This window comes from Streptomyces sp. NBC_00859 (assembly GCF_045161865.1).
Taxonomy (GTDB): domain Bacteria; phylum Actinomycetota; class Actinomycetes; order Streptomycetales; family Streptomycetaceae; genus Streptomyces.
In genome coordinates this window covers 5962585-5976998 of the sequence record NZ_CP108826.1, presented here as the reverse complement: position 1 = coordinate 5976998, position 14414 = coordinate 5962585, and the positions used below count along the sequence as shown (strand labels likewise).

General features: G+C 72.1%; 12 protein-coding genes. 10 read left to right on the top strand and 2 right to left on the bottom strand.

Annotation, left to right across the window (positions count from 1 at the left end; all coding sequences use genetic code 11):
• The first annotated feature begins 45 nt into the window (after window positions 1-45).
• The gene (locus tag OG584_RS26155) at window positions 46-1164 is read left to right on the top strand and encodes a S1C family serine protease (RefSeq protein WP_405781385.1); all 1119 of its coding nucleotides are present in this window, start codon (window positions 46-48) and stop codon (window positions 1162-1164) included.
• 78 nt (window positions 1165-1242) lie between these two features.
• On the opposite strand, the gene OG584_RS26150 is transcribed toward OG584_RS26155, so the two are convergent.
• Window positions 1243-1515, bottom strand: coding sequence for a hypothetical protein (locus OG584_RS26150; RefSeq protein ID WP_405781383.1), 273 nt, complete (start codon window positions 1513-1515; stop codon window positions 1243-1245).
• A 128-nt stretch (window positions 1516-1643) separates the two neighbouring features.
• Here OG584_RS26150 and OG584_RS26145 point away from each other — a divergent pair, with 128 nt between their 5' ends.
• The 4 genes from OG584_RS26145 (at window position 1644) to OG584_RS26130 (ending at window position 6855) form a co-directional block, all read left to right on the top strand.
• Entirely contained in the window at window positions 1644-2849 is a 1206-nt protein-coding gene (locus OG584_RS26145; protein ID WP_405781381.1) for a bifunctional adenosylcobinamide kinase/adenosylcobinamide-phosphate guanylyltransferase, read from the top strand.
• A gap of 105 nt (window positions 2850-2954) precedes the next feature.
• Entirely contained in the window at window positions 2955-4127 is a 1173-nt protein-coding gene (gene cobT, locus OG584_RS26140; protein WP_405784292.1) for a nicotinate-nucleotide--dimethylbenzimidazole phosphoribosyltransferase, read from the top strand.
• Between the two features lie 200 nt (window positions 4128-4327).
• Window positions 4328-6094, top strand: a complete 1767-nt coding sequence (locus OG584_RS26135) for a phosphatidylglycerol lysyltransferase domain-containing protein (RefSeq protein ID WP_405781379.1) — start codon at window positions 4328-4330, stop codon at window positions 6092-6094.
• A complete protein-coding gene (locus OG584_RS26130; RefSeq protein WP_405781377.1) occupies window positions 6091-6855 on the top strand; it encodes a hypothetical protein in 765 nt (254 codons plus the stop codon). The genes OG584_RS26135 and OG584_RS26130 overlap by 4 nt, the downstream gene beginning before the upstream one ends.
• On the opposite strand, the gene OG584_RS26125 is transcribed toward OG584_RS26130, so the two are convergent.
• Window positions 6744-7523, bottom strand: a complete 780-nt coding sequence (locus OG584_RS26125; protein WP_405781375.1) for a hypothetical protein — start codon at window positions 7521-7523, stop codon at window positions 6744-6746. The two genes, OG584_RS26130 and OG584_RS26125, sit on opposite strands and share 112 nt — an antisense overlap.
• Window positions 7524-7591: 68 nt before the next feature.
• Here OG584_RS26125 and OG584_RS26120 point away from each other — a divergent pair, with 68 nt between their 5' ends.
• The 5 genes from OG584_RS26120 (at window position 7592) to OG584_RS26100 (ending at window position 14334) form a co-directional block, all read left to right on the top strand.
• The gene (locus OG584_RS26120; RefSeq protein ID WP_405781373.1) at window positions 7592-8356 is read left to right on the top strand and encodes an adenosylcobinamide-GDP ribazoletransferase; all 765 of its coding nucleotides are present in this window, start codon (window positions 7592-7594) and stop codon (window positions 8354-8356) included.
• A gap of 161 nt (window positions 8357-8517) precedes the next feature.
• On the top strand, window positions 8518-10038 hold the full coding sequence (locus tag OG584_RS26115; RefSeq protein WP_405781372.1) for a leucyl aminopeptidase: 1521 nt from the start codon (window positions 8518-8520) through the stop codon (window positions 10036-10038).
• Window positions 10039-10341: 303 nt separating this feature from the next.
• Window positions 10342-11730 (top strand): dihydrolipoyl dehydrogenase, encoded by a 1389-nt coding sequence (gene lpdA / locus OG584_RS26110; RefSeq protein WP_405781371.1) that lies wholly within the window; start codon window positions 10342-10344, stop codon window positions 11728-11730.
• A gap of 74 nt (window positions 11731-11804) precedes the next feature.
• Window positions 11805-13586, top strand: a complete 1782-nt coding sequence (sucB, locus tag OG584_RS26105; RefSeq protein ID WP_405781370.1) for a 2-oxoglutarate dehydrogenase, E2 component, dihydrolipoamide succinyltransferase — start codon at window positions 11805-11807, stop codon at window positions 13584-13586.
• 124 nt (window positions 13587-13710) lie between these two features.
• Window positions 13711-14334, top strand: a complete 624-nt coding sequence (locus tag OG584_RS26100) for a GntR family transcriptional regulator (protein ID WP_405781368.1) — start codon at window positions 13711-13713, stop codon at window positions 14332-14334.
• Window positions 14335-14414 lie beyond the last annotated feature (80 nt).

Sequence of the window (14414 nt, the reverse complement as noted above, 5' to 3'; positions counted from 1 at the left end):
GCGCACCGCAGGCAGACCCCGTACGGCAAAAGCGACACTACGGGCATGGATTCCTCGCGTACCCGTGGCCGTGTCCGTTGCAGTGCTCACCGGCTGCTGCTGCCGCTGACCGCAGGGGTCTGTGCCGTCGCCCTGGTCGGCGGCTGCTCAGGTTCCGTTTCATCGTCCACCCCGGCCGCCCGCTCCGGCCCGTCCTCCTCACCCGCGCCCGACTCCGGCACGACCGCCGCGGCCACCGGCGGGGACGCCCTGCAGAGCAACTACGAGCAGGTGATCAAGAACGTGCTGCCGTCGGTCGTCCAGATCGAGTCGGGCAGCGAACTCGGCTCGGGGATCGTCTACGACAGCAAGGGCGACATCGTCACCAACGCCCATGTGGTCGGCAAGGCCAAGCAGTTCAAGGTCACATCGGCCACCGGCGGCAGCCAGCTGCACGCCCGGCTGGTCGCCGCGTACCCCGCGCAGGACCTGGCGGTCATCAAGCTCGACAAGGTGCCTTCGGGGCTGAAGGCCGCTTCCTTCAGCCAGTCGGCCAAGATCGACATGGGCCGGATCGTGCTGGCGCTGGGTTCGCCTCTCGGACTCTCCAGCAGCGTCACCCAGGGGATCGTCTCCGCCACCGGGCGCACCGTCAGCGAGGGCAGCTCCGGCGGTGGTACCGGGGCCACCATCGGGAACATGGTGCAGACCTCGGCCGCGATCAACCCCGGCAACAGCGGCGGCGCACTGGTCGGCCTGGACGGGAAGGTCATCGGCATCCCCACCCTGGCGGCGACCGACCCGCAGCTAGGCAGCGGCGCCGCACCCGGTATCGGCTTCGCCATCCCCTCGACCATGGTGACCAACATCGCGGACCAGATCATCAAGGACGGCAAGGTCACCAACTCGGGCCGGGCCGCCCTGGGGATCACCGGGCGCACCGTCGTCGGGGCCGGGTTCCGGCCCGCGGGCGTCGCGGTCGTCTCCCTCACGAAGGGCGGCGCGGCGACCGCCGCCGGACTGCGGACCGGGGACATCGTCACCCGGGTGGCCGCCACCCCGGTCAAATCGCTGACGGAGCTCTCCGAGGCGCTGGCGTCGCGCAAGCCGGGCCAGAAAGTCAAGGTCGGCTACGAACGCGGCAGCAGCGCGAAGACGGCCGAGGTCACGCTCGGCACGATGTAGGAGGAGCCGGGCAGGTACTCGGCAGCGGTGCGGGGCGGGGCCGGCGGGCCCCGCCCCGCACCGCTGCCGGAAGGTGCCTCAGGCCGGACCGGCCGAATCCGTCCCGTCGGCCCCGTCGGCCGAGCCGTCCGCGGCCCCGCCCGCCGTCTCCTGCGGGTGCAGGCTCATCGGGCCGTAGATCTTGGTCGCGTCCTCGAAGAGCGTCACCTGGTCGGCGCCCCCCTCGGCGAGCTCCTTCCACACCTCGCCGACCCAGGACTCCGCGTCCCCCTGCGTGGTGAACTCATCGGGCGCCACCGCCGGCTCGGTCTCCGTACCGTCGGACTTCTCGAACCGCCACGTCCATGCCATGTCCGCCTCCTGGATGCCACGCTGTCTTCGGCCGGCCGCGGCCCCGCGCGGGTCGCCCCGGCGGGTCACAGCCTGCTGGCAGCGTAGCCGGGCGCGCACCGCGAGCGGCGGCGCGGGAGGATCTTCCTGTGGAACTCACTCTCCTCGGCACCGGCGCCCCCGACGGGCTTCCCCTTCCGGACTGTCCCTGCGCCGCCTGTGCGGCCGCCCGGGGCGACCGGGCGCGGGCGGCGACCGCTCTGCTCGTCGACGGCGTACTGCTGCTCGACCTCACTCCGGGAGCCGCGCTGGCCGCCGCTCGCGCCGGGCATTCGCTGGCCGGTGTGCGCCAGGTGCTGCTCACCCATCCGCACGGCGGGCCCCCGGTGGAACTGCCGGCCGGGCTGCCGCCGGCAGGCCGGGTGGCCGACGGACGTGTGCTGACGCTGATCAGCGGGCACCGGGTGCGGGCGGTGCCGATGGACTCCCCCGGCACCGGGTACGAGGTGACGTCGCCGGAGGGCGAGCGGCTCCTGTACCTGCCGCCCGGCGCCTCACCGGCCGGGCTGGCGGAGGGCGACGGCTCGGCCCCGTACGAGATGGTGGCCGCCGACGCCGTCGGGCGGCCGGACGCCCTGGCCAGGCTGCGGGCGACCGGGGCCGTCGGCGCCACCACCGATGTGCTCGCCGTCCACATCGGCCACGAGGTGCCGCCGGGCCCCGAGCTGGTCAGACGGCTGGCCGCGGCGGGCGCGCGGGCGGTGCCCGACGGGACGACACTGATCGTCGGCGAGTACCACGCGGTGCCCGACCTGCCGCGCCGCACCCTCGTGCTCGGCGGGGCGCGCTCGGGGAAGTCGGTGGAGGCCGAGCGGCGCCTGGAGAGCTTCCCCGGTGTGGTGTACGTGGCGACGGGCGGCTCCCGGGAAGGAGACACCGAGTGGGGGTCCCGGGTACGGTTGCACCGCGAGCGCAGGCCCGCCTCCTGGCGGACCGACGAGACCTGCGAGCTGCTGCCGCTGCTCGCGGATGACGGGCCGCCGCTGCTGATCGACTGCCTGTCGCTGTGGCTGACCGACGCGATGGACCGGGTGGGCGCCTGGGACGACGACCGGTGGGCGGACGGTGGCGAGGCCGCACTGCACGCGCGGGTGAGCGAGCTGGTCGCAGCGGTCCGGGCCACCGGGCGCATCGTCGTCGCCGTCAGCAACGAGGTGGGGTCCGGTGTGGTGCCCGCGACCGCGTCCGGCCGGCGGTTCCGCGACGAACTGGGCCGGCTGAACGCGGCGTTCGCCGCCGAGTGCGAGCACGTCCTCCTGACCGTCGCCGGGCAGGCGGTCGTGCTGCGCGGCTGACGGCACCACCCGACAATCCGGCGCACAGTGGAACGTATGGGCCGCGCGGTGGTCCGTGGACATCTCGCCAGGAAAGCTGCCGGTACTGTTCGGCGAATGAGCTCGCTGAATCTCGACGACTTCTCCGATCTGATCGAACGCCCCGACAGCGGCGTACGGCGCGACGCCGAGGAACGCCGGGAGCGGCTGGCTGTCCCGCCCGGCGCACTCGGCCGCCTCGACGAACTGGGTGAGTGGCTCTCGGCCGCACAGTCCGCCGTTCCGGTCAGGCCCGTCGACAACGTGCGCGTGGTGCTCTTCGCGGGTGACCACGGGGTCGCCGGACTCGGTGTGTCGGCGCGTCCCGCCGGCAGCGCGCACCTGCTCGTACGGTCCGTGCTCGACGGGGAGAGCCCGGTCGCGGTGCTGGCCCGCCGGTTCGGTGCGCCGGTACGGATCATCGACGCCGGTCTCGACTGCGATCCGGCGCTGCTGCCCGACGAGGTCGTACGGCACCGGGTGCGGCGCGGCTCGGGGCGGATCGACATCGAGGACGCCCTGACCGCCGAAGAGGCCGAGCAGGCCGTACGTCTCGGCATGGCCATCGCGGACGACGAGGCCGATTCCGGCACCGGCCTGGTCGTACTGGGCGATCTGAGCGTGGGCGGCACCACGGCCGCCGCCACGCTGATCGCCGCGCTCTGCGGCACGGACGCGTCGGTCGTCACCGGTCGCGGCGGAGCGGCGATCGACGATCTCGTCTGGATGCGCAAGTGCGCGGCGATCAGGGACGCGCTCCGACGGGCCCGCCCCGTCCTGGGCGACCAGTTGGAGCTGCTCGCCGCGGTCGGCGGCGCGGATCTGGCCGCGATGACGGGCTTCCTGCTCCAGTGCGCGGTGCGGAAACTGCCGGTGATCCTCGACGGGGTGGTCTCGGCGGCGTGCGCGCTGGTGGGCCAGCGGGCCGCCTTCCGCGCCCCCGAGTCCTGGCTGGCCGGCCAGATCAGCGGGGAACCGGCCCAGGCGAAGGCGCTGGACCGGATGGCGCTCACCCCGCTGCTCGACCAGGGCGTGACGGTCGGCGAGGGCACGGGGGCACTGCTGGCGCTGCCGCTCGTCCAGGCCGCGGCAGCGCTCGCGGCCGAGCTGCCGGAACTCGCACCGGAGGCGACCGACGGCGTCGAAGACGCGACGGGTACGGACGGTGTAGCGGCCGGAGCCGTCGCGGCGCCCGGCGCGCAGGCTCCCGTGCTGGGGGCGCATGCCGTGGAGCCGCCCGCCGAAGAGCCCCCCGCCTAAGGGGTCCTTGCACCGTGCCCGCCCGGGTCCACCGTTCGGATCCGGCCGGGAAACGGCCGAACCGGGCCGGGGACGACGCGACTTCGACGGCGTCCGGACCATCGGCGGGAGACGGTGGCGGGCAGCACCGCGGCCGGCGGCCTGCCGTCGGCCGCAGCACTTCCCGGCGGGACACCCGACGCCCCATATCATCGCGTTTCATGGCAGAAGTCCGCACATCCGCCGGGGGCAGCCCCCTGACCACCGTCCGGTCGCGCCGCTGCGCGGCGTTCGCCGTCTGGTATCTGCGCGCCGTGACGTTCATCAACCTGCTGGGCGCGGCGTGGGTCTCCCTGGGCCAGGATCTCCGCCGCCACAACACCGAGTACTTCTTCACGCCCTATCTGCTCACCGCCGGTTTCGCGTCGGGCGCCTTCTCCCTGTTCCTGGCGATCACCATGCGCCGCCGCAAACGGGCCGCCTGGCTGCTCAACCTCGTCATGGGCGGACTCTTCCTGCTGGTCCTCGTGCTCGCCATGTGCTTTGCGGACTTCCGCCAGTACGCGCAGAACTGGATCTCGCTGGGGCTGACCGCGGCCTTCGTGCTGTCGCTGCTGGCCGGCAGGCGTGAGTACTACGCGAAGGGTGACCGCTCCAACCCGAAGCTGGCCGCCGCCGTCGCAGTGGGCGGGCTGCTGGTCTCGTCGTTGCTCTCCTCCCTGCTGGTCACCGTCACCAACACGGCGCACGACACGTACCGTTCGACGTATCCGGACCGCTGGCGGTACGGCGTGATGCGGCTGATCTCGCTGGTCCCCGACGACTCGCGCATCCGGGGCATCGAGACCCCCGCGTGGGTCGATGTCTTCATCAACGTGCTCTCCACCCTGCTGCTGCTCGCGGTGCTCTTCGCCGCCTTCCGCTCCCGGCGCGCGGTCGACCCGATCACCCCCGGCGACGAGGAGCGGCTGCGCGCCCTCCTGGAGCGGCACGGCGAACGCGACTCGCTCGGATACTTCTCGCTGCGCCGGGACAAGAGCGTCGTCTGGTCCCCCACGGGCAAGGCCGCGGTCGCCTACCGGGTGCTGGGCGGGGTCTCGCTCGCCTCCGGTGACCCGATCGGCGATCCGGAGGCGTGGCCGGGAGCGATCGAGCCGTGGCTGGCCGAGGCGCGCGAGCACGGGTGGCTGCCCGCGGTGATGGGCGCGAGCGAGGAGGCCGGCACCGTCTACGCACGGCACGGCCTCGACGCGCTGGAGTTCGGGGACGAAGCGATCGTGGACACCGCGGAGTTCACCCTGGACGGGCGGGCCATGCGGACCGTGCGCCAGGCGTACAACCGGGTGAAGCGCGCCGGGTACACGGTCCGGGTCCGGCGCCACGAAGCGATCCCGGACGCCGAGATGGAGCACCTGCTGCACCGGGCCGACGACTGGCGTGACGGAGCCACCGAGCGGGGCTTCTCCATGGCTCTCGGGCGACTCGGCGATCCGGCCGACGGACGCTGCGTGATGCTCGAATGCACGGATGGAGAAGGGGAGTTACGGGCCGTACTGAGTTTCGTACCGTGGGGTCACCGGGGCCTCTCACTGGATCTGATGCGCCGCGACCGGGATGCCGGGAACGGCTTGATGGAGTTCATGGTCATCGAACTCCTGCAGAGGGCCGGGGAGATCGGGATCACTCAGGTGTCACTGAACTTCGCGATGTTCAGGTCGGTCTTCGAACGTGGCTCGAAACTCGGGGCCGGGCCCGTACTGAGGCTCTGGCGCTCGTTCCTCACCTTCTTCTCACGGTGGTGGCAGATCGAGTCGCTGTACCGCGCCAACGCCAAGTACCGGCCGATCTGGGAGCCCCGTTTCATGCTGTTCGAGAAGAGCGCGGACCTGCTGCGCATCGCTGTCGCCTCGGCGCGCGCCGAAGGCTTCCTGGAGGCCCCGGGGCTCCCCGGGTGGCTGCACCGCAAGCCGCTCGGGAACAGACGGTGAACCGGGGTGCTCTGCGCGCCGCGGCCCGGCGCGAGTGGAGGCCGGTGTTCACCGCGGTCCGGACGGCGCTCGTCACCAGGAAGTGGCGTGCCGCTCCGCTGACGCTCGGCGCCGTCGCCCTGACGGCGGGCTTCCAGATCGTGCAGAACCAGTCGTGGGGGCTGGGTCCGGTGCGCGACATCGGGTTCGTCCGGGCGATGGACCCGCTGTGGCTCGCCCTGCTGCGTACCCCGCTCTCGCTGTTCGTACCGGCGCTGGATCTGCCGGTCTGGGGCGCGCTGCTGCAGATTCTGCTGGTGTTCGGCATCGCGGAGATCTGCATCGGCTGGTGGCGGACGCTGGTGATCTCGTACGTCACCACGCTCGCCGGGACGCTGTACGCCCGCGCGGCCATCGCGCTGGGACCCGGCGGCGTCCTCGGCGTGAAGGCGTCGGACGCGCAGATCGTCGACACCGGCCCGTCGGCCGCCGTCGTCGGTCTCGCCATCTTCCTCTGCTGGCGGCTGCGCGCCCGGTGGACGATGGGCGCGGTGATCGTCGGCATGGTCCTGGAGCTCGTCCTCAAGGACAACCTGGCGGGCAAGGAGCATCTGGCGGCGATCCTGGCGGCGCTGGCGCTGTGCGCGGCGGCGGCCTGGCGGGACCGGCGTCAGGGGGGCGGCCCTTCGTCGCGTCCCGGGATCGCGGCCAGGTCCTGGTCGGGGGCTCCGCCGATGAATTCCTCCAGCCGCCGCCGGGGGCCCGCCCAGCGTCTGTCGTGACGGTAGGCGCGCCGGATCGCCCTGGCGCGGGCCCGGTGCCTGTGGCGGTAGAACCTCTTGGCCCACGGGGACACCGGCCGGGCCAGCCGTACGGCGCCGATCAGGGCGACGAACGGGACCACGCCGCCGATCAGGGCGGTCCGGGGCTTGCCCTTGCTCAGCGCGATGAGCGCGAGGGCGAAGTTCACTCCGGTGTTCACCGCGAACACCCCGCGGTCATGCGTCTCCCGGGCGGACAGCTCGTTCACCCCGAACGGCAGGAAGCCCCCCAGCAACAGCGCCACCAGGGCAGCGGTGAGGACCACGATCTCGACGCTCTTGCGGCCCTGTTCGCTCCAGTACACGTCGGCCAGGTGGAGGAGCAGCGCGAACTCGTCGAGGACCAGGCCCGCCCCGGTCCCGAAGATGACCGCGCAGACGGAGGCCCCCACCCCGTACCTCCCGCTGGCCGCCGCGCCGAAGCCGCCGATGACCACCAGGATGACGCCGGGCACCACGTGATGGATGTGCATGCCGCCCGGAGTCACGTTCCTGAACGGTCCGCGGCCCGCCCGGATCAGCCGGGCGATGGACCGCACGACCATGAAGGACAGCACGAAGGAGAACAGCGCCAGCGTCAGCGGGAGTTTGCCCGGCTCCACGATGTTCCGCACCCACCAGTGACCCATGCCACCTGCTTCCCTTTTGCGCGTTATGCATAACTTATCCGTCCTCGGCAGCGGATAGCCTGCGCGCCATGGACGGCATACGTTTCGCCTTCGGCACGCTCACGGTCCTCCCGGTCCGCGTGACGCGCTGGGACCGGCGCGCGGCGCGCTCGGGCATGCTCTGTGCTCCGCTGGCAGGCCTGGTCGTGGGGGTGTGTGCGGCGGCGCTCGGCGCCCCGGTGCTGCTGCTCGGTCCGGGGCCGCTGCTCGCCGCCGTGGTGAGCGTGGCCGTACCCGCGGCCCTCACCCGCGGTCTGCATCTGGACGGACTCGCGGACGTCGCCGACGGGCTGGGCAGCGCCAAGCCGGCCGATGACGCGCTGCGCGTCATGAAGCAGTCGGACATCGGCCCGTTCGGGGTCGTGACACTGGTCCTCGTCCTGCTCGTCCAGGCCGCCGCGCTGGCCCGGCTGTACGCGGAGGGCTGGGCGGACGGGGCGGCCGGGGCGGTCGTCTGCGCGCTGGCGGCCCGGCTGGCGCTGACTCTCGCCTGCCGCCGGGGTGTTCCCGCCGCCCGCCCCGACGGACTGGGCGCCGCGGTGGCCGGGACCGTACCCGCGGTGGCCGCACTGGGTGCGGCGGCCGGCGTCACGGCGGTGTGCGCGGCGGCGGGCGCGCTCCTCGGGCCGTACGGCGCGCTGCGTCAGGCACTGGCCGTACTGATCGCGCTCGGCGCCGCCCAACTGCTGCTGCGGCACTGCGTGCGCCGCTTCGGAGGGGTCACAGGGGACGTCTTCGGTGCGGTGGCCGAGACGGCAGCGACGGCGGCCCTCGTGGCGCTGACGTTCGGATAGCGGCCCGCCACGGGCGGGACGTATCCGGGGGCGGACCTGGACCGGTCCGTCCAATCGGCAGCCCGCGTGGGCGATTTCCGTCACCGAGCGTAGGCTCTGCGGCGGGGCGGCCCCATCCATCGGCCACCGACAGAACTCAACGGAAGCGAGATTTCACCACCGTGACTGCTCTCACTCTCAGCACGGCCGGCGCCGCGACGCTGCGCGCCGACGCCGTCGTCGTAGGCGTGGCGCAGGGCGCCAAGGGCCCCGTGGTCGCGCAGGGCGCCGAAGCCGTGGACAAGGCGTTCGGCGGGAAGCTCGCCGCCGTTCTGGAGACCCTCGGCGCCACCGGCGGAGAGGGCGAGGCGACCAAGGTCCCCGCCCCCGCCGGCCTCAAGGCCCCGCTGGTCCTGGCCGTCGGGCTCGGCGCCGTACCGGACACGACGGACGCCGAAGGCGAGTACGCCGAGGAGGCGCTGCGCCGCGCGGCCGGTGTCGCCGCACGTGCGCTGGCCGGCGCGAAGAAGGCTGCCTTCGCCCTGCCCGTCACGACCGCCGAGGACGTCCAGGCGATCGGCGAGGGCGCGCTGCTCGGCTCGTACGCCTTCACCGCCTTCCAGGCCGTCCCCAAGAACGCCAAGGGCCCGCTCGGCGAGGCCACCCTGCTCGGTGCCAAGCCGCGCGACAAGGCCCACAAGGCCGCCGTCGAGCGCGCCGTGACCGTCGCCGAGGAGATCAACCGCGCGCGCGACCTGGTCAACACCCCGCCGAACGAGCTGAACCCGGCCTCCTTCGCCGCTGCCGCCACCGCGGCGGGCAAGCAGCACGGCATCAAGGTGCAGGTACTCGACGAGAAGGCGCTCGCCAAGGGCGGCTACGGAGGCATCCTCGGTGTCGGTGTCGGGTCGGAGGCCCCGCCGCGCCTGGTGAAGCTCTCCTACACGCACTCCAAGGCCGAGAAGTCACTCGCCTTCGTGGGCAAGGGCATCACCTACGACTCGGGCGGCATCTCGCTCAAGCCGGCGGGTCACAACGAGACGATGAAGTGCGACATGGCCGGCGCGGCCGCCGTGTTCGCCGCCGTCGTCGCCGCCGCCCGCCTGGGCCTCCAGGTCAACGTCACCGGCTGGCTGGCCCTCGCCGAGAACATGCCGTCGGGCTCGGCCACCCGCCCCGGTGACGTCCTGCGGATGTACAGCGGCAAGACCGTCGAGGTCCTCAACACCGACGCCGAGGGCCGCCTGGTGCTGGCCGACGCGCTGGCGAAGGCCTCCGAGGAGACGCCCGACGCGATCGTCGACGTGGCGACGCTGACCGGCGCGATGGTGCTGGCGCTGGGCAACCGGACCTTCGGCATCATGTCCAACGACGACGCCTTCCGTACCGAGCTGCACGAGATCGCGGACGAGGTCGGCGAGCCGTCCTGGCCCATGCCGCTCCCCACGGACCTGCGCAAGGGCATGGACTCCCCCACCGCGGACATCGCCAACATGGGCGAGCGGATGGGCGGCGGCCTGGTCGCCGGCCTGTTCCTGAAGGAGTTCGTCGGCGAGGGCATCACCTGGGCCCACCTGGACATCGCGGGCCCGGCCTTCAACGAGGCGGGCCCCTTCGGTTACACCCCCAAGGGCGGCACCGGCTCGGCGATCCGCACCCTGGTGCGGCTCGCGGAGCTCACCGCCGACGGCGACCTCGGCTGATCCGCGCCAGTCACCTCCCGTAAGGCCCCGGGCCTCCGCCCGGGGCCTTACGGTTTTGCCCTGTCTTTGCCGGTGTTCGCCCTGAACGAAATCCGTACGTGTGTACGCCCGAGCGAGGGGCCCGGACGGCGGATGGGACGTACCACACTGCGGCCCGGCGTCCCGTCGGCGGCCGACAAGTGCGAAGATGGGTCTTCGGCAGGACAGGGCCCCCACCACAGGGCCGAAATAAAGCGGCCGTACACCCGCCGCCGCCCGGTCAGGGAAGACCGGAGCCGGCGCACCATGCATGGAGGACGTGACGTGGCGAACGACGCCAGCACCGTTTTCGACCTAGTGATTCTCGGCGGCGGTAGCGGCGGTTACGCCGCGGCGCTGCGCGGGGCGCAGCTCGGTCTCGACGTCGCCCTGATCGAGAAGAACAAGCTCGGTGGTACCTGCCTGCACAACGGCTGCATCCCCACCAAGGCCCTGCTGCACGCCGGCGAGATCGCCGACCAGGCGCGCGAGAGCGAGCAGTTCGGTGTCAAGGCCACCTTCGAGGGCATCGACATCGCCGGGGTCCACAAGTACAAGGACGACGTGATCGCGGGCCTCTACAAGGGCCTGCAGGGACTGGTCGCCTCCCGCAAGGTGACCTACATCGAGGGCGAGGGGCGTCTCTCCTCCCCCACCTCCGTCGATGTGGACGGCAAGCGCATCCAGGGCCGCCACATCCTCCTGGCCACCGGCTCCGTACCGAAGTCGCTGCCCGGCCTGGAGATCGACGGCAACCGCATCATCTCCTCCGACCACGCGCTGACCCTTGACCGGGTCCCGGAGTCCGCGATCATCCTGGGCGGCGGCGTCATCGGCGTCGAGTTCGCCTCGGCGTGGAAGTCCTTCGGCACCGACGTGACGGTCGTCGAGGGTCTGAAGCACCTGGTGCCGGTCGAGGACGAGAACAGCTCGAAGCTCCTGGAGCGTGCGTTCCGCAAGCGCGGTATCAAGTTCAACCTGGGTACCTTCTTCGACAAGGCCGAGTACACCGACAAGGGTGTCAAGGTCACGCTGGCCGACGGCAAGGAGTTCGAGGCCGAGCTTCTGCTCGTGGCCATCGGCCGCGGACCGGTCTCGCAGGGCCTCGGTTACGAGGAGCAGGGCGTCGCGATGGACCGGGGCTATGTCCTGGTCGACGAGTACATGCGTACCAACGTCGAGACGATCTCGGCAGTCGGTGACCTGGCCCCGACCCTTCAGCTCGCGCACGTCGGCTTCGCCGAGGGCATCCTCGTCGCGGAGCGTCTGGCGGGCCTGAAGACCGTGCCGATCGACTACGACGGTGTGCCGAAGGTGACGTACTGCCACCCCGAGGTCGCGTCGGTGGGTCTCTCCGAGGCCAAGGCCAAGGAGGTGTACGGCGCGGACAAGGTCGTCGCACTCAAGTACAGCCTCGCGGGCAACGGCCGTAGCAAGATCCTCAAGACCGCGGGCGAGATCAAGCTCGTCCAGGTCAAGGACGGTGCCGTCGTCGGTGTCCACATGGTCGGTGACCGGATGGGCGAGCAGGTCGGCGAAGCCCAGCTGATCTACAACTGGGAAGCTCTGCCGGCCGAGGTCGCGCAGCTCATCCACGCGCACCCGACCCAGAGCGAGGCGCTCGGCGAGGCCCACCTGGCCCTGGCCGGCAAGCCGCTTCACTCCCACGACTAGTAGCCCCTTCCGGGCACTCAGTCCCAGGGCCGCGACGACCACTTCCGCACTTTCCGATAGGAGCAACTGAAACCATGTCGGTTTCCGTAACCCTGCCGGCGCTCGGCGAGAGCGTCACCGAGGGCACCGTCACCCGCTGGCTCAAGGCCGAGGGCGAGCGCGTCGAGGCCGACGAGCCGCTGCTCGAGGTCTCGACCGACAAGGTCGACACCGAGATCCCGGCTCCGGCAGCCGGCGTACTGGCCTCCATCAAGGTCGCCGAGGACGAGACCGTCGAGGTCGGCGCCGAGCTGGCCGTCATCGACGACGGCACGGGCGGCTCCGCTGCCGCCTCCGCACCGGCCGCCGAGGCGCCCGCCGCCGAAGCCCCCGCGCCCGCCGCCGAGACCCCGGCCCCCGCGGCCGAGGCTCCGGCTGCCGAGGCCCCCGCCGCCGGCGGTTCCGCCGAGGGCACCGACGTCACCCTCCCGGCGCTCGGCGAGAGCGTCACCGAGGGCACCGTCACCCGCTGGCTCAAGGAAGTCGGCGACGATGTCGCCGAGGACGAGCCGCTGCTGGAGGTCTCGACCGACAAGGTCGACACCGAGATCCCGTCGCCCGTGGCGGGCACCCTGCTGGAGATCCTGGTCGGCGAGGACGAGACCGCCGAGGTCGGCGCCCGTCTCGCCGTCGTCGGCGCGAAGGGTGCGGCCCCGGCCGCGGCCCCCGCTCAGGCCGCCCCGGCACCCGCCGCCGCACCGGCACCGGCTCCGGCCGCCCCGGCCGCCCCGGCCGCCCCGGCCCCCGCCGCCGCACCCGCTCCGGCACCCGCCCAGCAGGCCCCGGCACCGGCCGCCGCACCCGCGGCTCCGGCACCGGTGCCCGCACCGGCCGCTTCCCCGGCGCCCGCCCCCGTCACCCCGGCCCCGGCTCCGGCCGCGACCTCCGGTGACGACAGCGCCTATGTGACCCCGCTGGTCCGCAAGCTCGCCTCCGAGAACGGCGTCGAGCTGGGCTCGGTCAAGGGCACCGGCGTCGGTGGCCGCATCCGCAAGCAGGACGTCATCACCGCCGCGGAGGCCGCCAGGGCCGCCGCCCCGGCGCCGTCCGCCGCTCCGGCCGCCGCCGCCAAGGCGCCGAAGCTGGAGGCCTCTCCGCTGCGCGGCCAGACCGTCAAGATGACCCGCATGCGCAAGGTCATCGGCGACAACATGATGAAGGCCCTGCACAGCCAGGCTCAGCTGACCACCGTGGTCGAGGTGGACATCACCAAGCTGATGAAGCTGCGCAACCAGGCCAAGGAGAGCTTCGCCGCCCGTGAGGGCGTCAAGCTGTCCCCGATGCCGTTCTTCGTCAAGGCCGCTGCCCAGGCGCTGAAGGCCCACCCGGTCGTCAACGCCCGGATCAACGAGGACGAGGGGACGATCACCTACTTCGACACCGAGAACATCGGTATCGCGGTGGACTCCGAGAAGGGTCTGATGACCCCGGTCATCAAGGACGCGGGCGACCTCAACCTCGCCGGCATCTCGAAGAAGACCGCGGAGCTGGCGGGCAAGGTCCGCTCCAGCAAGATCAGCCCGGACGAGCTGTCCGGTGCGACCTTCACGATCAGCAACACCGGTTCGCGCGGTGCGCTGTTCGACACGGTCATCGTCCCGCCGAACCAGGCGGCCATCCTGGGCATCGGCGCGACCGTCAAGCGCCCGGCCGTCATCGAGACCGCCGAGGGCACCGTCATCGGCGTCCGCGACATGACGTACCTGGCTCTCTCCTACGACCACCGCCTGGTGGACGGCGCCGACGCGGCCCGTTACCTGACGACGGTCAAGGCGATCCTGGAGGCGGGCGAGTTCGAGGTCGAGCTCGGCCTGTAACCAGCCTCACCTGCGGCGCCCCCGTCCGGATCACTTCCGGGCGGGGGCGCCGCCGTATTGTCATGGGGGGCCTGGCCCGAGCAGCCGCCCCCGCCCAGACCAATACGGTCCGAAGGAGCACTAAATGACGCCGCCCGTCATCCACTCCCTGCGCGAGCAGATTCGCGAGCACATCGTGGAGGGCATCGTCCGCGGGCGGTGGCAGCCCGGCGAACGGATCGTCGAGCGGCGGATCGCCGTCGAGCTGGAGGTCAGCCAGACGCCCGTACGGGAGGCGCTGCGCGAGCTGGAGTCACTGCGGCTGATCGAGTCGGCCCCCAACAAGGGCGTACGTGTACGGAATCTGACCGCGGCCGACCTGGAGGAGAGCTATCCCGTCCGGGCGGGTCTAGAGCAGATCGCCGCCGAACTGGCCGCGGACCGGCTGGCCGCCGATGTGTCCCCGCTGGAGCCATCGGTCGCCGCCCTCTACCTGGCCGACCGGGCGGGTGACAGCGCGGCGCAGGTCAGGCACACGGTGGCCTTCCACAGGGAGCTGGTGCGGGCGGCCGGGAACAGCGTGCTGATGCACACCTGGGAATCGCTGGGGATCGAGGTGTTCACCGCGCTGTCGATCCGCTGGCTGGGAACGGTGCAGAAGTCGTACGCGGAGGAACACGACGCGCTGGTCGAAGCCTTCCGGCGGAAGGACCCGCAGATCGGCCCTCTGGTGAAGGACCACGTGCTCGGATGTGCGCCGCGCGCCTGATCGGGGGCCATTTCGCGGCACCGCGTGCCCCTGTTGATGACACCGCATGCCGACTTTTTACGTTGTGGAAAGATTTTTCC

Bases quoted from the DNA above. Each gene is read 5' to 3' on its own strand.
- OG584_RS26125 (WP_405781375.1), bottom strand. From the start codon at position 7,523: ATGGGTCACTGGTGGGTGCGGAACATCGTGGAGCCGGGCAAACTCCCG.
- OG584_RS26150 (WP_405781383.1), bottom strand. From the start codon at position 1,515: ATGGCATGGACGTGGCGGTTCGAGAAGTCCGACGGTACGGAGACCGAG.
- OG584_RS26135 (WP_405781379.1), top strand. From the start codon at position 4,328: ATGGCAGAAGTCCGCACATCCGCCGGGGGCAGCCCCCTGACCACCGTC.
- OG584_RS26155 (WP_405781385.1), top strand. From the start codon at position 46: ATGGATTCCTCGCGTACCCGTGGCCGTGTCCGTTGCAGTGCTCACCGG.
- sucB (WP_405781370.1), top strand. From the start codon at position 11,805: ATGTCGGTTTCCGTAACCCTGCCGGCGCTCGGCGAGAGCGTCACCGAG.
- OG584_RS26120 (WP_405781373.1), top strand. From the start codon at position 7,592: ATGGACGGCATACGTTTCGCCTTCGGCACGCTCACGGTCCTCCCGGTC.
- OG584_RS26100 (WP_405781368.1), top strand. From the start codon at position 13,711: ATGACGCCGCCCGTCATCCACTCCCTGCGCGAGCAGATTCGCGAGCAC.